The 25,964-nt window shown below is 47.9% G+C and carries 21 protein-coding genes; 8 read left to right on the forward strand and 13 right to left on the reverse strand.

Annotated elements, in window-relative coordinates:
- Nucleotide 1: 1 nt before the first annotated feature.
- Nucleotides 2–1,720 carry an EAL domain-containing response regulator gene (locus tag HRE53_RS09415; RefSeq protein WP_235110139.1) on the forward strand — a complete coding sequence of 573 codons (1,719 nt, stop codon included), beginning with the start codon at nt 2–4 and terminating at the stop codon, nt 1,718–1,720.
- 14 nt (nt 1,721–1,734) lie between these two features.
- Here the strand turns inward: HRE53_RS09415 and HRE53_RS09420 are convergent, their stop codons facing one another.
- The 3 genes from HRE53_RS09420 to HRE53_RS09430 form a co-directional block, all read right to left on the reverse strand.
- Nucleotides 1,735–2,508: an SDR family oxidoreductase gene (locus tag HRE53_RS09420; RefSeq protein ID WP_212663196.1), complete on the reverse strand. Its 774-nt coding sequence runs from the start codon at nt 2,506–2,508 to the stop codon at nt 1,735–1,737.
- Nucleotides 2,509–2,658: 150 nt separating this feature from the next.
- On the reverse strand, nt 2,659–3,171 hold the full coding sequence (locus tag HRE53_RS09425; protein ID WP_212663197.1) for an inorganic diphosphatase: 513 nt from the start codon (nt 3,169–3,171) through the stop codon (nt 2,659–2,661).
- A gap of 513 nt (nt 3,172–3,684) precedes the next feature.
- Entirely contained in the window at nt 3,685–3,864 is a 180-nt protein-coding gene (locus tag HRE53_RS09430; RefSeq protein ID WP_212663198.1) for a hypothetical protein, read from the reverse strand.
- Between the two features lie 106 nt (nt 3,865–3,970).
- Between HRE53_RS09430 and aroA the strand changes: the two genes are divergently transcribed.
- A complete protein-coding gene (gene aroA / locus HRE53_RS09435) occupies nt 3,971–5,311 on the forward strand; it encodes a 3-phosphoshikimate 1-carboxyvinyltransferase (protein WP_235110140.1) in 1,341 nt (446 codons plus the stop codon).
- 58 nt (nt 5,312–5,369) lie between these two features.
- On the opposite strand, the gene HRE53_RS09440 is transcribed toward aroA, so the two are convergent.
- Nucleotides 5,370–6,635 (reverse strand): hypothetical protein, encoded by a 1,266-nt coding sequence (locus HRE53_RS09440; RefSeq protein WP_235110142.1) that lies wholly within the window; start codon nt 6,633–6,635, stop codon nt 5,370–5,372.
- A 417-nt stretch (nt 6,636–7,052) separates the two neighbouring features.
- On the opposite strand from HRE53_RS09440, the gene HRE53_RS09445 reads away from it, so the two are divergent.
- Nucleotides 7,053–8,336: a D-alanyl-D-alanine carboxypeptidase gene (locus HRE53_RS09445; protein WP_235110144.1), complete on the forward strand. Its 1,284-nt coding sequence runs from the start codon at nt 7,053–7,055 to the stop codon at nt 8,334–8,336.
- A 12-nt stretch (nt 8,337–8,348) separates the two neighbouring features.
- Here the strand turns inward: HRE53_RS09445 and lptC are convergent, their stop codons facing one another.
- The 7 genes from lptC to HRE53_RS09480 form a co-directional block, all read right to left on the reverse strand.
- Entirely contained in the window at nt 8,349–9,482 is a 1,134-nt protein-coding gene (gene lptC, locus HRE53_RS09450; RefSeq protein ID WP_235110145.1) for an LPS export ABC transporter periplasmic protein LptC, read from the reverse strand.
- Nucleotides 9,483–9,503: 21 nt separating this feature from the next.
- Nucleotides 9,504–10,136 carry an NYN domain-containing protein gene (locus HRE53_RS09455; protein ID WP_212663202.1) on the reverse strand — a complete coding sequence of 211 codons (633 nt, stop codon included), beginning with the start codon at nt 10,134–10,136 and terminating at the stop codon, nt 9,504–9,506.
- 116 nt (nt 10,137–10,252) lie between these two features.
- Nucleotides 10,253–11,851 carry a methionine--tRNA ligase gene (gene metG, locus HRE53_RS09460; protein ID WP_212663203.1) on the reverse strand — a complete coding sequence of 533 codons (1,599 nt, stop codon included), beginning with the start codon at nt 11,849–11,851 and terminating at the stop codon, nt 10,253–10,255.
- A 166-nt stretch (nt 11,852–12,017) separates the two neighbouring features.
- On the reverse strand, nt 12,018–12,476 hold the full coding sequence (locus HRE53_RS09465) for an anti-sigma regulatory factor (protein ID WP_212663204.1): 459 nt from the start codon (nt 12,474–12,476) through the stop codon (nt 12,018–12,020).
- Between the two features lie 160 nt (nt 12,477–12,636).
- On the reverse strand, nt 12,637–12,837 hold the full coding sequence (locus tag HRE53_RS09470) for a hypothetical protein (protein ID WP_212663205.1): 201 nt from the start codon (nt 12,835–12,837) through the stop codon (nt 12,637–12,639).
- 75 nt (nt 12,838–12,912) lie between these two features.
- The gene (locus HRE53_RS09475) at nt 12,913–14,112 is read right to left on the reverse strand and encodes an MlaD family protein (protein WP_235110146.1); all 1,200 of its coding nucleotides are present in this window, start codon (nt 14,110–14,112) and stop codon (nt 12,913–12,915) included.
- Nucleotides 14,113–14,161: 49 nt separating this feature from the next.
- On the reverse strand, nt 14,162–14,950 hold the full coding sequence (locus HRE53_RS09480) for an ABC transporter ATP-binding protein (RefSeq protein WP_212663207.1): 789 nt from the start codon (nt 14,948–14,950) through the stop codon (nt 14,162–14,164).
- A gap of 410 nt (nt 14,951–15,360) precedes the next feature.
- Between HRE53_RS09480 and HRE53_RS09485 the strand changes: the two genes are divergently transcribed.
- Nucleotides 15,361–16,893: a pentapeptide repeat-containing protein gene (locus tag HRE53_RS09485; RefSeq protein WP_235110147.1), complete on the forward strand. Its 1,533-nt coding sequence runs from the start codon at nt 15,361–15,363 to the stop codon at nt 16,891–16,893.
- Here the strand turns inward: HRE53_RS09485 and HRE53_RS09490 are convergent.
- The gene (locus HRE53_RS09490; RefSeq protein ID WP_235110148.1) at nt 16,870–17,628 is read right to left on the reverse strand and encodes a HEAT repeat domain-containing protein; all 759 of its coding nucleotides are present in this window, start codon (nt 17,626–17,628) and stop codon (nt 16,870–16,872) included. The two genes, HRE53_RS09485 and HRE53_RS09490, sit on opposite strands and share 24 nt — an antisense overlap.
- Before the next feature lie 127 nt (nt 17,629–17,755).
- Here HRE53_RS09490 and HRE53_RS09495 point away from each other — a divergent pair, with 127 nt between their 5' ends.
- The 3 genes from HRE53_RS09495 to HRE53_RS09505 all read left to right on the forward strand — a co-directional run bounded on the left by HRE53_RS09495 (nt 17,756) and on the right by HRE53_RS09505 (nt 21,721).
- Nucleotides 17,756–19,558: a proline--tRNA ligase gene (locus HRE53_RS09495; protein WP_235110149.1), complete on the forward strand. Its 1,803-nt coding sequence runs from the start codon at nt 17,756–17,758 to the stop codon at nt 19,556–19,558.
- Nucleotides 19,559–19,860: 302 nt separating this feature from the next.
- Nucleotides 19,861–20,466: a GerMN domain-containing protein gene (locus HRE53_RS09500; RefSeq protein ID WP_212663211.1), complete on the forward strand. Its 606-nt coding sequence runs from the start codon at nt 19,861–19,863 to the stop codon at nt 20,464–20,466.
- 91 nt (nt 20,467–20,557) lie between these two features.
- Nucleotides 20,558–21,721, forward strand: a complete 1,164-nt coding sequence (locus HRE53_RS09505) for a hypothetical protein (RefSeq protein WP_235110150.1) — start codon at nt 20,558–20,560, stop codon at nt 21,719–21,721.
- Between the two features lie 3 nt (nt 21,722–21,724).
- Here the strand turns inward: HRE53_RS09505 and HRE53_RS09510 are convergent, their stop codons facing one another.
- Nucleotides 21,725–24,445, reverse strand: coding sequence for a DUF3536 domain-containing protein (locus tag HRE53_RS09510; RefSeq protein WP_235110151.1), 2,721 nt, complete (start codon nt 24,443–24,445; stop codon nt 21,725–21,727).
- Between the two features lie 430 nt (nt 24,446–24,875).
- Here HRE53_RS09510 and cax point away from each other — a divergent pair, with 430 nt between their 5' ends.
- On the forward strand, nt 24,876–25,964 hold the full coding sequence (cax, locus tag HRE53_RS09515) for a calcium/proton exchanger (protein ID WP_235110153.1): 1,089 nt from the start codon (nt 24,876–24,878) through the stop codon (nt 25,962–25,964).

Here is a 25,964-nt window from a genome sequence, read left to right on the forward strand (position 1 = left end):
AATGCCAAAAATTTTAATCATTGAGGATGAACCTCAAATCCGCGACATCATTCAAGAAATTTTAGAGTGTGAAGGGTATCGAACTCTGGAAGCAGACAATGGCCTAACGGGGTTACAACTGGCCCAGCAAAACCCTCCAGACCTCATTGTTTGTGATGTCATGATGCCGGAGTTAGACGGTTTTGATGTTTTAAAGGGGTTGAGAGAAAACCCAGGCATTGGCAGCATTCCGATGATCTTTTTAACAGCTAAAACAGATCGGGCCAGTGTGCGGAAGGGGATGAATTTAGGGGCAGATGACTACATCACCAAGCCATTTACCCATTTAGAACTGTTAAGCGCGATTGACGCACGACTCAAGAAACAAGCGCTAGTCACTCAACAGTACACGCAAACCATTCAAGGGCTAGAAGCAGGGCTAAATGCTCTAACCTACTACGACCATTTAACCCAGTTACCCAATCGTCGCTTACTCGAAGAGCAGTTCCACCATATTCAGGCAGAGAAACAAATAGCTGATACCTTAGATGCTCTAGTTTTAGTCGGTATCGATCGATTTGAGTGGCTTAAAAGTACCCTGGGTAACTCTTTCAGTGATCAACTCGTTCAAGCGATCACCCAGCAATTGTCCGCCCATCGCTATATGGGCAACTATGCCATGGCGATGGTGGCTCGTATTGAGGCGGATCAGTTCGCCATCATTCCCCGAAACATTAAGTCTCGCCAAGATCTCGACCAGTTTGCGAAACAAATTTTGGACATCTTAGCCACACCTTTCTATGTGGTGGATCAGGAGTTATGTATTACACCTAGCATTGGCATGACCTGCTATCCCAAAGGCAGCAGTGATATTGGCACCTTGATTAGCAATGCCGAAATAGCGATGTATCAGTCCAAACAACAAACCGGACCGAGTGCAGCGTTTTATCTACCGACGATGCGATCGCAATGTTCTCAAGCCCTCACCATGGCAGCGCGATTACGTCATGCCCTAGACAAAAACGAATTGCGCCTTTACTACCAACCCCATATTGACTTGCAGACGAGCCAAGTCATAGGAGCCGAAGCCCTACTGCGCTGGCATCATCCGGAGTGGGGAGTATTATCCCCTAATGTCTTTATCCCCATTGCCGAAGAAACAGACTTAATTTTGGCCATTGGCGAGTGGGTGCTGCGAACCTCCTGCCAGCAAGTCAAGCGGTGGCAGAAAACCTGTGGGCGGCCGTTGCAAATACTAGTCAATTTGTCTCCTCGACAGCTGATGCAGCCCGCTTTACCTCAGATGCTCCATGAACTACTGTCAGAGGCTGCTTTAGACCCAAGCAGTTTAGTTTTAGAGTTAACGGAAAGCACATTGATGCAAGATCCAGATCTTGCCCTCAAAGTGATGCATCAAATTAAGGCAGCAGGGATACGTCTATCCGTCGATGATTTTGGCACCGGCTACTCTTCCTTAAGCTATTTACAGCGTTTTCCCTTGGATACCCTGAAAATTGATCGAGGCTTTATCCATGAAATTGATCGTCAACCTGCCAATGCAGCGATCACGACGGCCATTATCCAAATGGGCCATAACCTGGGATTATCATTGATTGGCGAAGGGGTAGAAACCCTGGCTGAACGAAAATTTTTACTAGACCACCAATGTGATGGCATCCAAGGCTATTTGATCAGTCCTCCCTTACCGGCAGCTGAACTCTTAAGGTACTTCCCAGAATAAAATCAGGATGTCAGTCAAGACTGTCGATGGACTAGGGTTGCTCCAGATTGGGCCGTGGGCAAGACCAAGAGTTCACTGATATTGACGTGGGGCGGGCGAGTCGCACAAAACACCACCACATCAGCAATATCTTCTGGAGTCAGGGGAGCAGTATCGGCATAAACAGCCTTGGCTCGCTCTGTATCGCCATGAAAGCGGACATCACTAAACTCCGTTTCCACCAGACCTGGATCCACAGAACTGACGCGAACAGGGGTTCCCAGTAAATCTTGCTTTAACCCTTCAGAAATAGCCCTTACCGCCGCTTTAGACCCACAGTAGACATTTCCCTTGGGATAAGTCTGATGTCCAGCAATAGAGCCAATATTAATCACATGACCCTGGTGACGGTGCACCATACCGGGAACAATCGCCCGCGTCATGTACAGCAAGCCCTTGATATTAGTATCAATCATTTCTTCCCAGTCTTGAATACTACCCTCATAGAGCTTGTCCAGACCTCGACTAAGACCAGCATTATTCACCAAGACATCAATGGCCGACCATTCTTCAGGGAGCCCTTGCAGTTGAGATTCGACTTGAGTGGGATCGCGAACATCCAGTTGAAAAGTATGGGTATGAACGCCAAATTCATCCTTTAGCTGAGTCCCTAAGGTTTGCAAGCGTGAAAGCCGTCGAGCGGTTAGCAACAACTTCACCCCCAACGGGGCAAAGGCTCGCGCACAGGCTGCTCCGATGCCGCTACTCGCCCCTGTGATCAATACAACTTGGTTTTGAATCGATACCATCACGGCTTTCCTTTTTTAGCTAAGGGGCAGACTCTCGTATCGACTGATACGAGAGCAGGAGAGATACAAGGCTCGTATCTCGGGCGTTTTATTACACCTAAAAAAAGGTTATATTACACCTAAAAAAACAAGCCTTGGAATTCTTTCAACCTACTTTTGGCCCGCTTTAATGCATTCGGCAACCAAAGGATTGACCTTTTCCACATCTTGCCACCCTAAAATTTCAGTGACCTTTTTCTCCAGATTTTTATAGGTGCGGAAAAACTCAGCGATTTCATCTAGACGATGGGAGGACACATCCGCCAGGGATTTGACATCCACATAGCGAGGATCTTCTTCAGGGACACAGAGAATTTTCTCATCGCGATCACCACCGTCGATCATCTCCAACATGCCAATTGGGCGGGCGGTAATCACACAGCCAGGGAAGGTCGGCTGATCCATAATCACCATGCCATCAAGGGGATCACCATCATCCGCCAGGGTGTTGGGAATAAATCCATAGTCATAGGGATACTGCACAGAGGCAAACAGCACACGATCTAGGGCAAATGCCTGCAAATCTTTATCAAATTCGTATTTGTTCTTGCTGCCTGCAGGAATTTCAATCAAGACATTGATTAAACCTGGCTTAGGCTGAGCGGGAATTAAGGATAAATCCACAATTGTTCTCCAGATGTAAGGGTGGGATGGCCTGCAAGACCTTTGTTTCCGGCGCAGATTTCCTAAAATATCGTTCGTAATAGAAAACGACAACGCCGTATGTTGAAAACAATAGTGATTGAGACCCCGAAACACACTCTAGGAAATTGCGAGTTGTGCCGTCAATATCCTCTTGAAAAACAGATGCCTTTGCAGGCACGTTCCCCTAACTATGGGAGCAGCCTCCCTGTTTTAAGTCACCAGAAGTTTAGGCCCAACACCACACTCTACGCGGGGTTGCCCACTGAGTGATGGTGGCCCCCAAGTATGAGGGCTGATTCTGACCTTATGGGAGGGTTGATCGATGCCCATTTCAAAGCAGCCTTTAGAATTTCTGGTGCGGTCGATATCTACTGCTGACTGCCACTGGGCTATGCAGTGAGTCAAAACCTATGGAGTGAGATAGGCCAGGTTATTTGCAGCACGGCAAACAGCCCTCATTCACGCGCCATCGACCTCACAAACAACTAGACCTCACAAGGGGGCTGAAGAGGGCGCACTCTCAGACGGCAAAATCTCTAAATCAGGTCGCTGCTGCTCAAAACCTTGCAAACTGAGGTTAACAGCAACAGACAAGGCTAATCCAAATCCAAGGGTCAGCAAAATACAGGCTACTGTGACCCACAATAATTGTTTTTTAAGAGAAGGTTGCATTGGATTGCTCATCGTCTACTGACATTGTAGAAGCGATCCAGGCTGCAGCCAATCCCTCTAAACGCGATAGGATGGCGATTGGCTGTTCCTCGGGATTGTAAAGTCTATGCCTACTGATGTGTTGACCGTCTGCCCTTCCCCTACAGAAACGACCTGGGTGATCCAGTCTCAAGGTCGTCTTCAGGGTAAAACTACGATCCCTGGCGATAAATCCATTTCCCACCGCGCCCTAATGCTGGGAGCCTTGGCCTCGGGAGAAACAACCATTCAAGGGCTACTGCTAGGTGAAGATCCCCGCAGCACAGCCCATTGCTTCCGGGCCATGGGGGCTGAAATCTCGGAATTGAATACAGAACATGTCCGGGTACAGGGGATTGGCCTAGGCCAGTTACAAGAACCCACCGTGGTTTTAGATGCCGGGAATTCAGGTACAACCCTCCGGCTAATGTTAGGAATTCTAGCCTCCCACCCCGATCGCTTATTTACAGTCACTGGGGATACTTCTCTCTGCAGCCGTCCCATGGGCCGTGTCATTAAACCGCTACAGCAAATGGGCGCTCATATTTGGGGCCGTCAAAGCGATACCCTAGCCCCGTTAGCCATTCGAGGACAGCAGTTAAAGCCCATCCACTACCACTCACCCATCGCCTCGGCTCAGGTAAAATCTTGCATCATGTTTGCCGGATTAATGGCTGAGGGTCAAACGACCATTACTGAACCTGCCTTATCCCGCGATCATTCGGAGCGGATGTTTGCCGCGTTTGGGGCTGATATCGCCATTGATCCTGAGACCTGTAGCGTTACGGTCACAGGTCCTGCTCAACTCCAAGGTCAAGCCATCATCGTACCGGGAGATATCAGCTCCGCTGCTTTCTGGCTGGTGGCAGCGGCAATTGTGCCGGGTTCAGATGTCTGGATTGAGAATGTCGGGGTTAACCCCACTCGAACCGGCATCCTCGAAGTATTAGGGCAGATGGGAGCCAAGATGACCCTTGCGAATCAACGGACGGTAGCAGGGGAGCCTGTGGCCGATATCCATATCCAGCATAGCCAGCTTCACGGCACCGTCATTGAGGGAGCCGTGATTCCTCGATTAGTGGATGAAGTCCCGATTCTAGCGGTTGCAGCATTGTTTGCCCAAGGGCCTACCACCATCCGAGATGCTGCAGAATTACGAGTAAAGGAAAGCGATCGCTTAACCGCAATGGCGACGCAACTCCAAAAAATGGGAGCCAATTTAACCGAGCAACCCGATGGCCTGGAGATCCAAGGCGGAGCCAGTTTACAGGGAGCGGAAGTGGAGAGTTTTGGTGATCACCGCGTGGGTATGAGCCTTGCGATCGCAGCCCTAAACGCAACGGGATCAACCACCATTCATCGAGCTGAAGCCGCCGCTATTTCTTATCCCAATTTTGTCGCTACCCTGCAGCAGTTGTGGCAATCCTAATCCGGTCTTCCCCCTCCCAAAGGGAGACCGACAGCAGCCATTCAGTATCAGTAAAGCGTTAGGACAAGTCGGCTAAGAGTGAGTCCAGCTCCGACATTCTATCCTGCATACCGACCTCATCAGCCTGGGGAACAGTCTGTTCCCGCAGTTCACCTACTCGGTTCTGAACCTGCTCATCCACCATATTGGGAAGGTTCGCCATCTCTGTTGAGAATTGACTAGAAATCGTCTCCAAGCGATTGCTTAAGTCTTGAAGATGATGTTGCAAACCTTGGAGCTGTTCTTCTTGACCTTGGGTGACGTTGGCATCAATGGTGGGTAGCGCCGTGATCCGGCTTTCTAATTGGCCAATTTGGTCTTGCAAGGGGCCCATCGCTGCCTGTACTTGTTGGTGGAGATCATCTGGGTTGATACCAGAGGGCGTATTCGCTGTTTCTTCTCGCACCACAGTCAGTTGATGTTGGACTTCATTCACTTGATGCTGGGTATTTTCCATGGCCCCTCGGGCAATTTCCATCTCCTCGGAGATGTTCGACAACATCGCGTCCATCTTGACTTTGACTTCTTCAATCTGGCCAAAGACAGGCGCTAATTGCTCTTCCGAGGCCGTTGCCGGGGCTGACTGTTGGCTCTGCTCTGACAGATCAACCACTTGCTGTTGCACGGGGGCTAGCATAGCCTGCAGTTCGGCTCGTAAGGACTCTAGGTCAGCAGATCCAGATCCCTGCTGGGAGAGTTGGGATACGGCATCTTGGAGGGCAGAAAGTTCTTGCTGATAGCTATCAGCCACATTGGCAGATTCAGCATCGCTGGGAATCTGGCCTTGTAAGGCTTCAATGGAATGGGTCAGATCAATTTGATGTTCTCGCAGTTGGTTCAGTTCCGCCTCAATGGCGCTAATCGCTTCAATCGGCTGGCCCCCTGATGTTTCCATCATTTGTTGCTCTAAGGTGGCTACACTGGCAGATAAAGAGGTAATAGAGACCTTAACGTCATTGTAATCAGCCCGATCTTGGAAAGCAGGTAAGTCTTCGACTTGCGATCGCACCCTTTGAATTTCTGCTCGCAAATCCCGCTTGACTAATGCCATATCTCCGTCAGCATGCTGACGGGTCAGCTGATCGAGTTTCCGGCGATTGAACAAATTGAGACAAACGGACAAGGTAAGAGGAGCTGCTGCAAAAGTAGCCTCTTTCAAGATAAAGGTTGCCACCGTTCCGGCAATGGATAAGCCTGCCACCCCATATTCAACTGCCTGGAGCATTACATTTTGTTTGATGGAATTCTCCAGGGTGTTATCTGAAATGCTATTCAACTCTTGCATACAACCTCCTATCTCAGGATGCTCAACATACCGTTCCCTACACTTAACCGCTTAGCATCAATATTGATCATCCCAAACTGAGATGCAATATTAATAGGCTGGGTAGAAAATTGTTTTTTTATTGTAATTGAGGTAAAACCCTTCTTCCGAGAAAAACTGCCCACCCTTTATCCAAAATCCCCCCTCCATAGCCGACTGAATACCTTACCGCTGCATCCAGTCCTGCCCCTGCCAAGTGGATGGATGCCAATTCTCATCAGGATTTGACGTACAAACCATCTACTACACTCCCATCAGCCTCCTGGACGTCAATTCGTCAAACTTGATGATCCATCAGTCCCAGACTTACTTTCACAAAAATTCATTATTTAAGCACAATACAACTACTGCCCCTTGATACCTGCGGTGAGAGAAACCATGTTGCAACTGTTCAGTACGGGTCTGATCCCCTTGTGGTTAAACACGGTAGGAGTGTTATCAAATCAACCAGCATCTCCTCTTACTCCGTTCGATCTGCTCCACATCAACTCTCCTGACGTTGACATTGCAGAGATTTGGCATGATTCTTTGAATCGCTTTTCATCTCAAGGGTTTGCTCCCGCTGCCCAGGGATTTTGGTTACAGACCCAAGATCAGTTATTAGTCAACCACAATGCCCAACAACCCCTTCCTGCCGCTTCTTTAACCAAAGTGGCCACCACTCTAGCTGCTTTAAAAACCTGGGGACCACACCATACTTTTCTGACCGAAGTTAGAGCAACCGGGCCTGTGGTGAATGGCGTGTTGCAGGGAGATTTAGTCATGGTAGGAGGTGGAGATCCCCTATTTGTAGGTCCTGAAGCCACGAGTCTGGGCTATAGCCTCAATCAGATGGGTATTCAAACCGTCTCCGGCAACTTGATTATCTCCGGCAACTTCTGGATGGACTTTCTGACCGCCCCCATGCAAGCGGGAGAGCGATTGCGCCAAGGATTGAACGGGAAAGTTTATCAGACCACCGAAGAGAGTCGCTATACGCCACCTAAAACAACTCAACTAACGACCCAGTTAGCTATTTCTGGAACAGTACAATGGCGTCCATCCCCCCCTCAATCCAGACTGCTATTGCGGCATCAGTCTCTCCCTATCTTTGCCTTACTCAAACAGATGAACGTTAATAGTAATAATGCCTTGGCAGAATCCCTTGCCTCTGGCATCGGTAATGGCCCCACCCTAATGGCCCAAGTAACGGCAGCCACTGGTGTGTCTACGAATGAGATCCGTTTACAGAACGGTTCAGGACTAGGGCAGGATAATCGTCTCTCTCCTCGGGCTGTGGTAGCCTTACTCCAAGGAATTCAACGGGAATTAAAGCCCCATAAGCTCACCCTTGCCGATGTCTTTCCGGTTGCCAAACGTGACCTGGGTACCATTAAAGACCGTCAACTCCCCACTGCAACGATTGTTAAAACTGGAACTCTTTGGAATGTCAGTGCCCTAGCCGGCGTCATTCCGACTCAAAAATTGGGGCCTGTGTGGTTTGCGATTATCAATCGAGGTGAGAATATTGACGGCTTTCGGCAAGATCAAGACCGTATTCTCCAACAACTCACTCAACGCTTAGGCACGGATGCTAAAAGTATGGGGGAACTACGGCCGAGCCGCCCTATGCCTGCCTTGGGTGATCCCCAGCGCAACCAAGTCGCTGCTCGCCGCCAGTAATATAGCGTTGCCTTAGGGAACGATTTCAACTACAGCTTCTCCCCCTTCAACTTCTAAGGTTTGCTCCCGTAAATTACCAGCAGCCTTCGTACCCGTCATGCGCATCCAAGGTTGCAGCTGTTGGTACACAAGCTGGCCTCGGGCCTGGACCGTCTGAGTTGCCATATTCCAGGTAAGCGCCTGGGCTCGCAACTGAGCTTGCTGAGGTAACCCTTGAACCTGGACCTGATCTTGTAGATGGAGCGTTTGAGACGCCTCTAACCTGCCCTGTTTAGCTTGAGCAGAAATACCTTGATATTGAACGTGCAGACCTCGGGGACTATGCCACTTATCTTCTATCAGACTCATCACTAATCGGGGACTCTTGATGTGCATCTTAGACTCTGAGGAGCGGATCTCGACGGCTTCATCGAACACAAGCTGTTGAGACGGCAAAAGCCAATTAACGCGTTGAGCTTGGACATGCTGCCACTTGTTCGATGTGAGGGGCTGATCCGCACTGGGCTGCACCGTCACCCTGGCGGGGATCATGCTGTGAGCAAACAGGGTCTTTTGGCGCGGAAGCCAATTAATTTCCTGAGCTTGCAACTGTAGATTTCGATTGAGCCAAGTGACAGTAACAGCGCCTGACAAACGAGACTGCTGGGTCTGGGTAGACGCCTGAAACCGCTGCCCCTTCATTTCAAACTGGGGATGCTGCAGGAGAACCTGCTGTTGAGCCATAAGCTGCCCCGTTTTCGGGTGCCACTGAATACGTTGGCTTCGCAGAGTTGTGCGATCTCGCACATTCTTGACAACGATAGGTCCCTGAAGCTGGATAAAGTGAGAGTATTGATGAACCTGACCATGGGGCGCCTGCAGCGAATAGATCGGTTCTTGCTTGTGATAGAAGGTTCCCTGAATCTGCTTGAGTTGACCTACCTCACCAGCGACCTCAACTTCTTCGGCCCGTAACTGCCATAAGAGCTGCCCAGCAGGATCAGTGCGCTTGAAGATAGCCTGATGCAGAGACGTTTGAGGTTGCTTGGGGACAGGACGCCTAAATATTACAGGTGCACAGCCTGAAAGGATAAGACCAAGCAGGCCAACAAGATAAATATAGGCTCCATATCCAGCGTTAGCACTGACAAAAAAGAGTCTTGTCAAAACACTCAGAGCACATGAGTATTAGTCAAAAGCGGGATCAGCAACTTCTTCCGTCTCGGGCTCTGAAATTGCAATCCCTGATAAAGGACGATACGTATAGCCGGAGCGAGAGGCTTTTTGAATATCGCCTTTAATTCCTTCTAAATCGATGTAGCGATCGGCAACGTTGATCAAACTATCGCTGGTCATAGAGCGTAAGCTAACAACTTCTACTCGAATCCCGCGATAGCTGACGGCATCCACAGCATAAGCTAGGTCGCCATCTCCACTCACTAGGATCGCTGTATCGTAGCAACCCACTAACGACATCATGTCTACGGCGATTTCAACATCCAAATTAGCTTTCTTAGAGCCATCTGGAAGTTGAACCAGTTCTTTCGTAATAACGCGATAACCATTGCGTCGCATCCACAGCAAAAAACCTTGCTGTTTTTCATTCGTCGGATCCACTCCGGTATAAAAGAAGGACCGCAACAAGCGTGAGCCACAGGTCAAACGACACAACAATTTGGTGTAGTCAATCTCAATGCCTAACTGCAGAGCAGCATAAAAAAGGTTAGACCCATCAATAAAAATAGCAATACGCCCACGGTTTTCGAGCACTTGCTCTGCCGAGAACACAGGGTTCTGATCCATATTTGGATTGATAATCATGGAAATTAAAGCCTCGGATATCTAAATAATGCAGGTTTCTAAAATAGATTGACTAAAGTGATGCAGCACCCTTAAAAAAATTTCAAGTGTGAAGAGTAAGTCTAGATAGCAAAACGCTAGGGTGCTGCAGCTTGTAAAGGCTCTAATTTTTGGAACACAGGTTGAGGAGTGCCTAACACTTGATTGGTGGGTAACCCCCCCCATCTGCTATGAATAGCATGTAAGGCTGCCCCATCCTCACCATGGTTAACATTCAAATCAAGCTTGAACCCTAGCTGTTGATAAATCTGTGTACTCAAGTTAGGGGTAACTGGAGTAAGCAGATATGCTGACAGTCTAACTGATTCTAAAACTGTGTAAAGGATCTCATTCACCAAACCCTGCTCACCTTGTTTATAGAGAGACCAAGGCGCTTGCTCGTCTATGAACTGGTTTCCAGCTTTGACAAGACTCAGAGAAATATTACAGGCTTGACTAAAACTTAAGCTTTGGTATGCTTTTGCAACTTGATCTGCCGCATCCCGACCCAGTTGAGCTAAAGGATGATCATCAGGTAAATGTTGAATATTAATCTCGGGAACCCGGCCATCACAATATTTAACTGCCATTTTGAGGGTGCGATTGAGTAGATTGCCTAAGCTGTTGGCGAGATCAGCATTGACTACATCAATAAATCGAGTTTCATTAAAATCACCATCACGACCGAACTCTAGCGCTTTCAGAAAATAGTAGCGAACTGCATCAGCACTATAGCGATCGACCAAGTCGACTGGATCGAGGGTATTTCCCAGACTTTTCCCCATTTTTTGACCATCTTTGGTTAAGAAACCATGACCGAAGACACGATCAGGTAAGGGAAGATCCGCTGACATCAACATGGCCGGCCAATACACCGCATGAAACCGAAGGATATCTTTGCCGATTAAGTGGAGATTGATCGGCCACCATTGACTGAATGCGTTCTCTAAAGTAGCTTCTGCATCTTCTTCGAGCAACGCCGTGACATAACCGAGTAAGGCATCGAACCAGACATATAAAGTATGCTGATCATCAGTCGGGACAGGAAATCCCCAATCTAGGTTGACCCGAGAGATGGAAAAGTCTTGTAGTCCTCGCTCAACAAAGCTGAGGACTTCGTTGCGGCGGCTGGTGGGTTGAATAAAATCAGGATGATCGGCAAAAAATTTAATTAGGTCATCTTGATACTTCGATAGACGGAAGAAATAATTCTGCTCGTCTCGCCACTCCACTGGACGCTTATGGATGGGACAATGCTTTTCTTCTAGAAGATCTCGTTCTTCTTTAAATTCTTCACAACCGACGCAATACCAGCCCTGCTGATGCCCTTGATAAATATCCCCTTTATCCCATACGCGCTGGAAAAACTCGTTGACAATCTGAGCATGGCGAGAACTGGTGGTGCGACTGAAACGATCGTATTGAATATTGAGGCGTTGCCATAGATCTTCGAATCCAGCAACGATTTCGTCACAGTGGTCTTGTGGTGCTTTATCCCTCTGTTCGGCAGTCCGCTGAATCTTTTGGCCATGCTCATCCGTACCCGTGATCAGCAATACCTCATGCCCTTGTAAGCGATGAAATCTTGCGATCGCATCTGCCGCCATCGTGGTGTAGGCACTACCAATATGGGGTAAATCATTAACGTAATAGAGCGGTGTAGTCAGCGCAAAACGCTGGGTTTGGCCGGAAGTCATAGGCTAAGAATAAAAGCATTGTGGTTGCCGACCTCCATCATACATGAGCTATTTATGAACGGAGTTTATACCTAATTATGACGGTTTTAATAGGTATAAGCACATCCTCACCAAGGCAGAGGATCGCCAAACCACCTTCAGGACTCAAGCGTCTTGAGAGAAAGGCTCAATTTTGCCATGCGAGCTGTTTATCAGCCTCAGATTTTATTGCTTTGAACAACCTAAGCTCCGTCCCATCGCCGTTCCAATACACCTGATCAAAAATCTGGTGGAGAATGTATAAACCTCGTCCACATTCGCAGCCTGCATCAGGAATATTTTGTGGGGGCGGGGGCATCTTGCACTGATCCGGGGGAGTAAACCCTGCACCTTGATCAGAAATAATCCACCAACCCTGAGAACGGCTGATTGAAAAATGCACAAAGATGGTCTTGTAAGGATCCAACTTATTACCATGCTTCGCCGCGTTAACTAACGCCTCTTGCAGGCCTAACCTGAGTTCTGCCTCTTCGGCAACAGGAATATCCGCAAGGAGGCAGTCTAAGATTGGACAAAGATATAGAGTTGATGCGAAGCTGACTTGCTGCCATCGATGGGCACTGGGCGGAAGCGAAGAAGCAATCACTCAATTAATCCCATAGCTATGTTCTAGATTGTCTAATGGGGGGATACGCCACTGCACAAATTAGATAGATTGAAAAATCGGATTAATGAAGTTAAAAAGCTGCTAATTAATTATTTAGAGATATCTCACCTACTACTAATATAGCTAATAGCCTTAGGATTTACAATATCCGGCCGCTACTACCCCAGCAAGAAATCCAGTGAGAACAAGCATCCCAGCCCAGCTGAAGCGTACTAATCGGGGCTGGCAACATCTCCCCCCGAGAATCTAGCACCTGGACCAATACCAGATAGCCAATTCCTAACAGCAGTGCGATCGCACCGGTAATAACGGCAGTCCACTGGGAGCGATCAAAAGACATAGAAATAGGTTGCCTGCAACTGAGAGGAATCGTTTACCCCCTTCACCGTAACATTCGCAGGCTGGCAGGAAACAGTCAATTCTGAGGGAGCGTCGATTGAGGTTCCGATCGAGGAAAAGCAGACGTGAGCGGAGCCTTCTGAGCCCCTTGCATTTGTTGTTCCAAGTCCTGGCTAGAAGATAGCAGCTTGCCCAACCCGTTAATTAAGCGAATTAAATTTTGCCTCACCTCTTCATTGCCGGTAATGTCTTTAAGATCCGAGGTGATTTGGCTGGCATTATCCAAAGTCTCTCGAGCCGATTTCAATGTTTGGCGCAACTCCGACACAGTGGCAGGATTATTCACATCCGTCGTCAAAAGTTTGAGAGTTTCAGAGGCTTGAGCACCATTAGCCGCCAAGGTTTCTAGGTTATCTAACAGCTTGCCTTGTTCAACCCGGCTGAGCAAAGGACTCAAACGAGTCACCACAACCTTCAGCTCTTGGCTCGTCTCTTGCAAGTTCTGCAGGGAGGTAACTAAGGTGCCTTTATTCCCCTTCACCAGGGTATTCACTTCACCCCCTAATTGATTGAATTGTTGCGCTGCTGCCGTCACCGATTCAGCAGCAACACCAAACTGTCGCAGCTGTTTACGGGTATCCAAACTGAGCTGGGTCACACTGCGGGCAGCACGAGACACATCCGTTAGGGCAACCTTCGTATCTTTACTGAGTTGGCTAATATCTTTGGACGCCTGAGATAAATTATTGAGGGTAGCCTTTAAATCTGTACCTCCTAATTGCGTCGCGATTTGCATCGTGGCACGAATGAGTTCCTCCAAGTTATTACCGGAATCCCCTGTCAGACGATCCCCTTGACATAGAATCATTCGAGGATCACAGTCTGGCTCAAATGGACTTAAATCTTCTAAAGAGGCATCACTGAACTCAACTTCAATCGGTCGAAACTCTAAGGCAGCCTGTCCCACAAACCCTGACTGGCTCGTCTCAACTTTTGTTTGCCGAGGAATCAATACGGTACTAGACGTGATTTCTACTTCAACCACCACCCGATTTGCCTGGGGCCGCATTCGCGTAATATGCCCTACCTTTACCCCTCTAAACTTAGCCGGACTACCAATGCTTAACCCTAAAGCATCCGCTAACTCCACTTGCAAAGTGTAAGCTTTACCGCCAAAGTTAAAACCACGCACCCAAAAAATTAAACTCGTTACGAGCCCTAGGCCAAAGATTACTAGCAATCCCACTGTCCCTTCTCGTACCGCTCGCGTTCTCATACTGCCCCTCATCGGTGACGTTAGCTAACTATTATTCGGTGTTCTCGTGCTACAAGTAATCTCCCACCAAGTCCATGGGGCCTTGCACACTTCCACTCATAAATTGCTGTAGATAGGGATTATCCGACGTCTCGATTTCATCCCAAATCCCTTGCCATTGCACTTGACCTTGATAAAGCAATACCAATCGTTTGCCATTACGGCGAATCGTACTGTTTTGATGGGTAACAATGGCATAGGTCTCACAGCCAGAAGAGCGTTGTAGTTCTAAGATCAAATCTTCGATCATCGTGGAGGCAATGGGATCAAGACCCGCTGTGGGTTCATCGTAGAGCAAAATTTTAGGATCATCTAAATCATCATCTGGATTATCCAAAATAGCTCTGGCAAAGCTCACCCGTTTCCGCATACCTCCAGACAATTCTGCAGGATAGAGGTGCCCAATACCAGGTAAACCCACCACCTCTAATTTTTTATCGACTAAATCTCGAATACGTTGCCTCGGCAAAGCAGAATTCTGGTACAGGAAAAACCCCACATTCTCTTCAACCGTCAGGGAGTCAAACAACGCTGCCTGCTGGAACACCATGCTCATACGAATAGGGTTATCGAAATTATCTAAAGACCCACAGCGGCGTTTTCCATTGATATAGACTTCTCCTTTATCAGGCGCAAGCAAACCCGCAATGATTCTGAGAATCGTTGATTTGCCAGTCCCTGAAGGACCTAAAATCGCCAGTGCATCACCTGGATAAACCGTGAGGTCCGCCCCATTCAACACCACATGTTTACCAAAGGCTTTAGAAATTCCTTTGAGTTCAATTAAGGGCTCAGCCATAAAAAAACAATCAGAGATGCCCAAAGAAACTGCGTCTTGAAGCTATTACCACTGTAATCTACCTTCCTTACCGTAGCCTAGAGAGAAGCTTAAAGAGAGATGAAAAGTGATTTATAGGGGAATGCTAGCAAAGTTTCACATATTGACCGAGTGCTAAGCGCTGAATTCAAGGCTCTATGCCTGAAACCTGAATGAAAAAATATAAAAAATAGGGCAAAATAGACTTGTGATCTATATTACATAGAGATACTAGCTAAACCTAATTTAGAGGTTTTAAAAGGATAGTTAGTATTGAGGTAAAACTATTTTGAAGACTGTGGTTCACCGGGGGGATGACAACGAGTCAATCCACAGACTCAAAATATAGAGGTTAAAGACACTGATGACTATTCATTTGCTTATCCCCCGCTATGGCCAATACTAACCATGTCCGTATGATTAAACGTGGTGTTAATCATTGGAACCAGTGGCGTAAACAAAATCCTAGGGTCAAACCAGATTTGAGTGGTGTAGACCTGAGTGAACAGGATTTAAAAGACATTAATTTAATCAATGCTAATTTGAGTCGAGCCAATCTCAGCTTGGCCAATCTCAGTGGTGCTTTTTTAGCCGGTAGTGATCTAAGTGATGCCTTCTTGAGCGAGGCCAATCTCAGTCGAGTTAATTTCAGCCGAGCAGATTTAACGAAAGCAGATTTGAGTTTTGCCCGGTTACAGGGGGCAACGCTGATCGAAGCAACCCTGTACCAAGCCATTCTCATTGAGGCTTGTATGGTACAGGTTATCTTTCCCTACGCTGATTTAAGACAGGTGAATCTGAGTAAAGCAGACTTATCAGAAGCCAATGGGATTAAGGCTAATTTGACCCAGGCTAAGCTAGATTCAGCCCAATTACAGCAGATCAATTTAAGTCGAGCTTTTATGAGTGAAGCCAGCTTAAAAGGCGCTAACTTAAAAGGCGCTAATTTGAGCAAAACAGACTTGAGTTTTTCTAACTTAAGCGCTGCCCTATTACGAGATGCCAATTTAAGTAAAAGTATTGCGATTGAGGTGAATTTTAGAGGCGCTGATTTACGCAACACTAATCTCAAGAACGGACAATGTGTAAAAGCGAACTTTAGTCGAGTCGATGGTTGTGAAGTAGACCTGTCCTTTGCTAATTTAACAGGTGCCGATCTGAGTGAGGCCGATCTGCAACAAGCGTCACTCAAGGAAGCAAATCTACGGGACGCCAACTTAACTCGCTGCCGCCTGTTTGGTACCAATTTTTCCGCGGCTACCCTGACTGGGGTTTGCTTGGAAGATATAAGCCCTAATGCCACCACAACCTTAGTAGATGTTGTCTGTGACTATGCCTATCAACGCAACAATCAGCAGGAACGCGTCCCCCAAACAGGTTGTTTTGAGCCCGGAGAAGTGAAATACTTTTTTGCTGAAGCTCAAGCCACGCTTACCCTGGGGCTACCTAAGGATGTCCATTGGGCCGCGTTAACTTACAGTCTCCAATGGTTACAAACCCAACCAAGCTGCCAGCCCGTCAAAATTCAGCGGTTAGAACATAATCCAGATGGCACCATTCTGCTGCGATTGACTACCGCAGCAAGCATTGATAAAGAACGACTACAACTTGATCTTTGGCGAGTCTATGAAGAAACATACATGATGCTTGAGCCCGAGGATGGTCAGCCCTTGGCAAAGCCTTTACCCAGCATTGATCCGCAACAATATGGTCATCACGAATCGATTAACCGCTTATTTGATTTCCTAACGCTGATGATGGAGGCTATCACCCCCAACGGAGCGGTGATTAATAACCATGACCTTACGGTCCCTAGCAATGGAACCAATATCAGTCATAGGCCAACATTCCAGGAACTCTCCGCCACTAATCCTCTACTGCAGGGAGAGATGGCGGATACCTTACAACAACCCCATACTCTCTAATTCTTCTATCGCCTGTAGTCCTGTTGGATCTCCAAGCTTGAGTAAGGAACTCTTGGCATCCTCTTGAACACCCAGATCGCCATCACTGAGGGCTTTGATCATGGCTGCAATCGCTTGATCATAGAGATTGCCTGTTACCAGCACTTTGCTCAATTGTCCTAGAGACCAAGCACAGTTACTGCGGACGGGAGCCATGGATTCAGTTTGTAGGGCATGCATCACAGCAGGGATAGCAGCAGCAGCGACATCAGCATCGATTTCGGAGAGTTGTCCCAGGGAACTGGCAGCCCAGAGGCGAACAGCTGAGATGTCATTCTCAAGAGCATCCACTAAAGGGGCAAGGACTCGCTGATCTCGACAATTGCCTAAAGCCCACACAACCCCTTTACGAACATAGCCATTCCAATCTTGATTGAATTGATGGATCAGGGGAAGAACAGCTGTATCACTGGGGTTTCGCCCCAAAGCGTAAGCTGCACTGACCCGAACTAGAGGACAGGCATCAGCTAACAATTGAATCAAATAAGGAATTGCTCTACAGTCTTGCAACTCACAAAATGCTCTCGCTGCGATCATGCGTTGCGTCACATCAGACGATGCTAAGAATTGCAGCATCTCTTCGACATCTGGCTTTGCCGCTTCTGCCGCAGGATCATCGACTGCGGCCATGTGATCCAGCGGACTTTCTAAATTGTCCTCGTTGTCTAGGAGGCTGAGGTCTTCTTCGTTATACATAACTGTAACTGTACAACACTGATATACCCCTGTTTTAGACAAAACTGGGATTGATTGCAGGACAAGATTAAAGTCATAGTCTAATCGTCTAGACTGATAAGGCAAAACTGAAGCTTAAGAGGACACCATGCGGCTATCTCAAATGCTGTTTGTGACGCTGCGAGAAGACCCAGCGGAAGCAGAAATCCCCAGCCATAAATTACTCTTGCGGGCCGGGTATATTCGCCGAATAGGCAGTGGGATTTATGCCTATTTACCGTTGATGTGGCGCGTGTTGCAAAAGGTGTCTCAGATTGTCCGGGAGGAAATGGATGCGACTGGGGCTCAAGAATGTTTGTTGCCTCAGATCCAACCCGCTGAGCTATGGCAAGAATCAGGTCGATGGGAGACGTATACGCAAGCAGAAGGCATCATGTTTGCCTTCCAGGATCGCCAGGACCGGGAGTTGGGGTTAGGACCAACCCACGAAGAGGTGATTACTGCGGTCGCTAGAGATATGATTCGATCCTACCGTCAGTTACCTTTAAACCTTTATCAAATTCAAACCAAATTCCGCGATGAGATTCGCCCTCGGTTTGGCCTGATGCGGGGACGGGAGTTCATTATGAAGGATGCATATTCCTTCTCGACGGACGAGGCCGATCTCAAAGCTATTTACAGTAAGATGCATGACGCTTATTGCAATATCCTACGGCGATCTGGCTTAGCTTATCGGGCCGTAGATGCAGATTCTGGAGCCATTGGCGGCTCTGGATCCCAAGAGTTTATGGTATTGGCTGAAGCTGGAGAAGATGAGGTTCTCTACACGGAAGATGGCAATTATGCCGCCAATGTCGAGAAAGCAAGTTCTCTGCCCACAGATGCTCAGCCTTCTCCATTTAAAACCTTTGAAAAACGAGAAACACCCGGAACCGATACCATTATCAAACTCTGTGAGTGCTTACAATGTTCCCCCACTCAGGTGGTGAAAACAGTTCTTTATGAAGCGGTGTACGACAACGGTCAGACGATCTTAGCTTTAGTGAGCCTTCGCGGCGACCAGGCGGTCAATGAAGTAAAGTTGCAAAATGAGCTGGTCAAATTAGGGGAATTGGTGAAAGGCAAAGCCTTAATTGCTTTGAATGTTGCGGAAGGAGCGACCAAATGGGCTAGCCAACCGCTACCTCTAGGCTATATCGCTCCTGATTTAGCAGATAGCTATATTCAAAAATCCAAACAGGTGCATGGTAAGTTTGTCCGCTTAGTAGATCAAACTGCTGTAGAACTCAAGGATTTCGTTACGGGTGCCAATGAAATTGGGTTCCACACCGTCGGGAGCAACTGGAAAACTGATATTCCTTTACCGGAACAGGTGGTAGACATCCGCACTGCTCAGGTGGGAGATCGAGCCGTACATGATGCTAAACAAACCCTGCAAACAGCTCGTGGCATTGAAATTGGTCATATTTTCCAGTTAGGTACCAAATATTCCCAAGCATTAGGCGCAACCTATACCAATGAAGCAGGAAAAGAACAGCCGTTAGTGATGGGCTGCTATGGTGTCGGAGTTTCTCGCCTGGCCCAAGCAGCAGTGGAACAGTCCTATGACAAAGATGGGATTGTCTGGCCGGTTGCGATCGCACCGTATCACGCCATTATTATTATTCCCAATGGCAAAGATAGCAACCAGGTTGAAGCTGCTGAGAAACTCTACAGCGAGCTCAATGCCGCAGGTATAGAAACCTTGCTAGACGATCGGACTGAACGAGCGGGTGTTAAATTCAAAGATGCCGATTTAATCGGCATTCCCTATCGAATTGTGACGGGACGATCCTTGAAAGAAGGCAAAGTTGAGATAGTTGAACGAGCCACCCATGACGCGCATCAAATCCCGTTAGATCAGGTTTTATCCACCCTTAAAGAATATTTCGCGAAAGCCATTTCTACTTAAGGATTCTGTCCTGATTAGCCCCTACTAGAAGTCCCAACCTTTGGAACTTCATCATCTGTAAATCCGTCATTATATGGGCTAATTCTGGGACAATAGTTTTGACATTTGCTGTTATCTAAACTCAAGAGCAGTTATACCAGTTTCTTTAATCGAATAACGTAAGTTAAGGGGTACTATACGGTGTCATTTTGCTAGAGTGTCCACCGGCAAACCCAGATTAAATTCCTTGAGTTAGGCTAGACTTGATGGCCCCCTGTTCTCCCGAACTAGATCGATGTATTCATAGAGGATGAAGTCCAAAAATGGCACAACTACGGTACCAAAGTAGGCGGTTCTGGGGAGGGCTGGTTGGCATCACCTTAGTGTTGGGAGGGTTTGGCTGCCAGCCACAACAGACATCAACAGAAACGAGTCCCTCGCCTACGGTTTCTCCTCAACCGGAACAAACCGATCCTGAACCTGCCGTTGCCAAACCTGAACTGGCGGTTTATTGGATTGCCTATAAAGATCAAGAGCAACTGGTATTAGAACCCACCAAGCTACCACTAGATAATTTAGAGAACGCCACGTCTGAGGAACAACTGACCGCCGCTTTCAAACGGCTGTTGGAGGGACCGGCAAATGCCGACAAAACTAATGCGATTCCTGAAAAGACTCAGCTGAATAGCCTGAAATTAAAAGATGATGGTGTTCGCATTGATTTGTCTAGGGAATTCACCACCGGCGGTGGGACCAAATCGATGCAGGCTCGCCTAGGCCAGATTGTCTACACCGCCAGTAGTCTTGATCCAAAGGAAGCCATTTGGATCTCCATTGATGGAGAGCCCTTAGAGGTTTTATCCGGTGATGGACTCATCGTTTCACAACCGATGACCCGCAAGGAATTTGAAGACAATTTTTCTCTTTAAACAAATCGGTCTTTAGCTGACATCCATGAGTTTATCGGGCCTCTGGGAATCCTATATATAAGCGCTTGGTCTGGGTCTAGATGACTTGACCTTGGGTGAGCAGCATTCTCTACCGTGGGATCAGTTTACGGATCACTCTTGTGCCGCTCATAATAACGATATCCCCATTCTCCATTCCAGAACCAAGTCTATGATGGTGTCTAAAAGCCCCGAAGAAAAAAAGCGGGAGCAGCAGCGCATGCAGGATGTATTAGTCCTGCTACAACATTTAACTGAAAATGAAGAAACCACGATCAAGCTGATTATTGAGTGCCTTTACGATGTGGGGGCCGTTAATTTCATTAATAAAAAGGTTCAAAACGATTCTATAAACCAATTCACTAAGACCCTGGCAGGAATGTCAAAGCCTATCGCTAAACGCTATGGCTACTACTGGTTTAAGAAAAATTGTCCTGAATTAATTGTGAATTGGCTAACGCGGAAAGTCGCTTTCCCTACCCCAAAAGCCAAAACCGTTCAGCCGCAAGAGACGGCCCCCAAGGTTGACCCCGCTCCGATCTCGACAGACAAAGCATTCCCAGCTGATCAAACACCTCCAAGCCAGTTAGACGAGACTTCCATCCCAGAGGAATCGACCACATCTGCAGGAACGGCTATCCTCCAAGGGAAAGCACCTGACATATCAATCGATCCCATGAACGGTGCAACAGATAAGCAAGAAAACCAACCCCAGGTAATAGTCTCTTCTGCTGATGGTTTACAAGCTGAGCCACAATTCTCAGGCAGCGAGAATGCCGTTGATCAGCATCCTCCAAACTCACCCACCTACGGAACAGATACAACACCAAACAAAGCAGCGGAGCCTGAAGTAGAAAGCATCTCTATAAATCCGCTTATATCAGCCGAGTCTGCTGCTCCAAGCGAACCCGAGTTCCCTATAGAGAATCAACCATCATCTGATACTTTGCCAACACCGATGGAGAAAAACACCACCCAAACTCGTCCATTAAAAACTCAAAACAAGGTATTGATGGAGTCGTTTAAGGTTACGGCTTTGCCAACACCAATGGAGCAAAAAACGACTCAAATTCGTCGATTAAAAACTCAAAACAAGGTATTGCTGGGGTCGTTAGCAGGAACAATTTTGGCGGGTGGATTAGCGATTTGGCAATTACATGCCACTCAGCAAAGTGCTTTACAGCTCCACCAATCCACACCGTCATCCATTGTGCCTGCTAGCCAATCCGTAAAGTAAGCGTTACTGATAGCTGTCCAACCAAGGCTGAACATCGATGGCTAGCTTGCGGCCCAACTGGAGAAGTTGGCGCATTTGATCCATCGACAATGGATCATCCTGAGATAGATCCTGCCCCGATCTAGAATCGTTGTTCTGCGCCAACAATTGAGCTTGAGTGATGGCTTGACTGTGATTCAAGAGGGTCATCTGCTCTTGCAGACAACGTAAGTAAAGTTCTTGAGCCCGGTCAAGATGGATATCGAGCTGAAGTTGATGGACCAAATTGAGCAAGGTTTGTAGACGCTGAATCCGATGGGGAGATAAGTCCACCTCAACATGATGGAACAGTTGCCATAACAGACGAAGAATTAAATCTTCGAGTAAGGGGTAGACGGCATCCAGCTTGAGACGACAACCCGCTTGCTCCGCTTCGGTTGCGATCGCAGCGAGTTCTGCCAAATAACTGGCTCCCACCTGGGAGGTTTCTAGCTCTGGATCACTCATCTCCTTTTCTAGCCCTTTAAGGGTATTTAAGGCACGATGGTTAAGGGCAACTTGAGCGGCCGTTAGCAATTCAGGAGGCACTTCCAGGTCATCGTATTGGAAGGCCATCAATACCCCATAGTTATCTCGATAAACTTGGGTATAGAGCTGATTGAGGCGACTTAAGGTCTCTTGGGAGAGGAGAGAGATAATCCGATGACGCTCTTCGGGGAGAAGGTCATGGAGGCCATAGTGCTGATGACCAAAGGTATCGGATATGGCCAACACAATATTAGTGGCACTGGCCTGTTGCAGGGTATTAAACAACTTGGCCTTCATCTCACCATAGTGCTTGCGGCCACTAAAGAGCTGCACGCCACAATGAAAGTCCCAGCCACCTAAATGGAGAACGCAAAACACCAGATGTTCTGATTCAGACGTGACATTGGAGGTGAGCTGCAGTTGGCCAATAGCTAAGGAAAGGGAGCCTAAGCGCTGAATCTGATAATCAACCTGCTCCGCTTGGTAGGAGAAATAGGGGTGCTGTGGGGGATAGGGATTGAACAGCGAGGTGATGGCATAGTGGGCAGCAACGGCCTGTACATCAATTTGAGATGGAATCACCAGCTGCTGGTATACACCTGCTCCCGTCTCAAATAGATCGACATTGCTGGGGGCTAAAGCCAAGCGCTTTATGAACTCTGGCTCTAGGCTGATCCCAGCGACATCCGCTGCTAAGTCAACCGCACGAGCTGCATATCGAAGAATTTGCACCCCTTCGGGTCGTGAGAGTTCGGCAAAGAACCAACCACAACTGGTATACATCAGCAGGCTATGGCGCTGCATCTCCAATAACCGCAAGGCATCTACCCGCTCTTCTAGAGAGAGTTCATGATTTTGGTGGGTATTGAGGAAGGCTTGAAGGGGATCAGTCCCTGAAGATGGATCGAGCTGCGCCTGTTGAGGGAACTGTCCCATAATCTCGATATAGCGATTCCGGGTTTCCCAGGGATCTTCAAACAGGAGCGTACCCAGTTCTTGATAGATATCGCTGAGCTGATCCCGTAGCCAATCTAAGGCATCTCTTAAAGGACGGCGCCATTTTTGATGCCAAAGGCTGCCTTCTCCACCACACCCACAGTCATCTTGCCAACGATCGACCCCATGACCACAGCTCCAGGCGGTCACAGGTTTGAGCTGAACTTCCCAAGTGGGAGGATGCAGACTCAAGTAATGGGCATAGTTGGTGACGGTCCATCCCAATTGGGGGAAGGTATCGTGAAACGCATAGGCGATCGCTTTTTCCGTATCGCGTTTGTGGTGCCCAAAGGTTTCACCATCTGTGGCAATAGAAATCAGTTGAGACGGCTTGCGATCAGACCGTACCGCCTGCCCCAATCGATTGGCCAAATTCTGAGAACTACTGAGTACCGCATTAAAGCCAATGTCCCGAGAGATAGGGCCATCGTAAAAGAAAATATCGATGTAGCGATCTCGATCTCCTGGAAGGTAACAGCGATAGGGGCGCGTCGGGTCAATCTGCCCCCCACCCACTTCTTCCCAGTCAGGCGTATCGTTGGTATCGCTAGCAATACCAGGTATCGCACGGCAGCGTTGTGCTTGGGAGGGGGCCAAAATAATAAACCGAATCCCTTCCTCAATCAGCACCTCAATGGTGGCCTGATCGACGGCGGCCTCTGCTAGCCACATGCCCTCGGGGTCCCGGCCAAACCGGGCTTGAAAATCTGCTTTCCCCCATCGCACCTGGGTCACCTTATCCTGGTGGTTGGCCAAAGGCATGATGATGTGGTTATATACCTGTGCGATCCCATTGCCGTGGCCTTGCAGTCGTTCACAGCTCTTGCGATCTGCCTCAATGATGCGCTGGTAAACCTCTGTATCGTAGGTTTCCAACCAGCTCATCAAAGTGGGACCAATATTGAAGCTGAGATATTCAAAATTATTGACGATGTTGACGACTTCGCCTTGGTCGTTAAAAATGCGAGCAAACGCATTGGGGCGATAGCACTCGTGATAAATGCGCTCATTCCAATCATGGAAAGGCGCAGCACTCGATTGCCGTTCGATAGTGCCTAAATAAGGATTCTCTCGAGGAGGCTGATAAAAATGACCATGTAAGGTCACATAAACGCCCTCAGCTTTCTCTAATGGATTAGCTTGAGATCGTAACGGAGTAGGGACATCAAAGGTCGCCTTTTCCTGTCCCGTATTCTCAGGAATATAAGAAGTTGTATTCATATCAAAAAAACCGCCGTGGATGAAGAGATTTAGCGTTGATGCGGAATGATTAAGCGCTCGCTTGAAGCTGGATTCCAAACCTGAACATCCAGATCAGTTTGAATAGTGAGGATGCAGCGAAGCCAAAAGAAAAATAATGGATGGGTCCTTTATGTAGTGAAGCCGGACGTAGTATTGATTAGATTCTATGGAGGCAAAGAAACTGCTAACCTGTCTGTGGCTATAACCTAGGCGATCCCATTTGGGAATAGGGGAATTTGCAAGATATCTTAAGAGTTTATTCGGGCATTATGGGTAAAGTCTTTATATTTACTATGGGATCAGCTCGATTCCCACCAAAATGCTCCTGATGACCCCAAACAAATCACCAGGAAACCCAATTTTTCCAAATTGATTTTGATGTACTTGTAAACCCAAATCATCTGCAATTGTGACTCTCAAAAATCGAATTTTTATTGTCTTACTGCTGTTTATCCCTGTCTCCATTGCAGCAGACCTTTTAGAGTGGGGACCGCTCCCGCTGTTTGCGACTTCAGCGCTAGCCATTGTGCCTTTAGCAGCATGGATGGGAGCAGCGACGGAAGAAATTGCTGTAGTTATTGGTCCTTCAGCAGGTGGCCTGCTTAATGCAACCTTTGGCAATGCAACTGAACTGATCATTGCTTTTATTGCACTGCAGGCCGGATTGGTTGATGTGGTCAAAGCCAGTATTACCGGTTCTATTCTGGGCAACTTGCTATTGGTGATGGGGCTGTCCATGTTGCTGGGTGGACTCCGCTACAAAGAACAGACCTTTCAGCCCGTTGTTGCTCGTGTCAATGCATCATCAATGAACTTAGCCGTCATTGCGATTCTGTTGCCAACGGCCATTAAGTTCTCGGCAGAAGGCATCGAGAGTCAGGTTCTTCAGAATCTTTCCATTGCCGTCGCCATCGTGCTGATTGGTGTCTATGGCTTAACCCTCCTGTTCTCCATGAAAACCCACACCTACTTGTTTGATGTCGGGGTTGCGGGAATGGAGTCAGAAGAAGAAGAGGCCCATGAAGAAGGTTCTAGTAACCTACGACTATGGATTGGTGTGTTGCTAGCAGCCACCCTAGCGGTTGCCGTTGAATCCGAATTTTTAGTGGGTAGCTTAGAAGCAGCCACCGAGCAACTGGGATTGACCCCCCTATTCACCGGGGTGATTTTACTGCCCATTATTGGCAACGCCGCTGAGCATGCCACCGCCGTCACCGTGGCCATGAAAGACAAGATGGATTTGTCTGTGTCCGTCGCCGTCGGCTCCAGTATGCAAATTGCTCTATTTGTGGCACCTGCTTTAGTTTTAGCGGGCTGGGTGATTGGTCAACCTATGGACTTGGACTTTAATCCTTTTGAATTAGTCGCGGTTGCCGTATCGGTATTGATTGCCAATTCCATTAGCTCAGACGGTCAGTCCAACTGGTTGGAAGGAACATTGCTCCTAGCCACCTATGCGGTGTTAGGATTAGCCTTTTATTTTCATCCCATAACCTGA

This window comes from Acaryochloris sp. 'Moss Beach' (genome assembly GCF_021497025.1).
GTDB classification, from domain to species: domain Bacteria; phylum Cyanobacteriota; class Cyanobacteriia; order Thermosynechococcales; family Thermosynechococcaceae; genus Acaryochloris; species Acaryochloris marina_A.

What these genes read in the sequence shown, in the direction of transcription:
- HRE53_RS09415 (WP_235110139.1), top strand. Translation starts at nt 2, where the DNA reads ATGCCAAAAATTTTAATCATTGAGGATGAACCTCAAATCCGCGACATC.
- HRE53_RS09420 (WP_212663196.1), bottom strand. Translation starts at nt 2,508, where the DNA reads ATGGTATCGATTCAAAACCAAGTTGTATTGATCACAGGGGCGAGTAGC.
- HRE53_RS09430 (WP_212663198.1), bottom strand. Translation starts at nt 3,864, where the DNA reads ATGCAACCTTCTCTTAAAAAACAATTATTGTGGGTCACAGTAGCCTGT.
- aroA (WP_235110140.1), top strand. Translation starts at nt 3,971, where the DNA reads ATGCCTACTGATGTGTTGACCGTCTGCCCTTCCCCTACAGAAACGACC.
- HRE53_RS09440 (WP_235110142.1), bottom strand. Translation starts at nt 6,635, where the DNA reads ATGCAAGAGTTGAATAGCATTTCAGATAACACCCTGGAGAATTCCATC.
- HRE53_RS09445 (WP_235110144.1), top strand. Translation starts at nt 7,053, where the DNA reads ATGTTGCAACTGTTCAGTACGGGTCTGATCCCCTTGTGGTTAAACACG.
- HRE53_RS09455 (WP_212663202.1), bottom strand. Translation starts at nt 10,136, where the DNA reads ATGATTATCAATCCAAATATGGATCAGAACCCTGTGTTCTCGGCAGAG.
- metG (WP_212663203.1), bottom strand. Translation starts at nt 11,851, where the DNA reads ATGACTTCCGGCCAAACCCAGCGTTTTGCGCTGACTACACCGCTCTAT.
- HRE53_RS09470 (WP_212663205.1), bottom strand. Translation starts at nt 12,837, where the DNA reads ATGTCTTTTGATCGCTCCCAGTGGACTGCCGTTATTACCGGTGCGATC.
- HRE53_RS09475 (WP_235110146.1), bottom strand. Translation starts at nt 14,112, where the DNA reads ATGAGAACGCGAGCGGTACGAGAAGGGACAGTGGGATTGCTAGTAATC.
- HRE53_RS09480 (WP_212663207.1), bottom strand. Translation starts at nt 14,950, where the DNA reads ATGGCTGAGCCCTTAATTGAACTCAAAGGAATTTCTAAAGCCTTTGGT.
- HRE53_RS09485 (WP_235110147.1), top strand. Translation starts at nt 15,361, where the DNA reads ATGGCCAATACTAACCATGTCCGTATGATTAAACGTGGTGTTAATCAT.
- HRE53_RS09490 (WP_235110148.1), bottom strand. Translation starts at nt 17,628, where the DNA reads ATGTATAACGAAGAAGACCTCAGCCTCCTAGACAACGAGGACAATTTA.
- HRE53_RS09495 (WP_235110149.1), top strand. Translation starts at nt 17,756, where the DNA reads ATGCGGCTATCTCAAATGCTGTTTGTGACGCTGCGAGAAGACCCAGCG.
- HRE53_RS09500 (WP_212663211.1), top strand. Translation starts at nt 19,861, where the DNA reads ATGGCACAACTACGGTACCAAAGTAGGCGGTTCTGGGGAGGGCTGGTT.
- HRE53_RS09510 (WP_235110151.1), bottom strand. Translation starts at nt 24,445, where the DNA reads ATGAATACAACTTCTTATATTCCTGAGAATACGGGACAGGAAAAGGCG.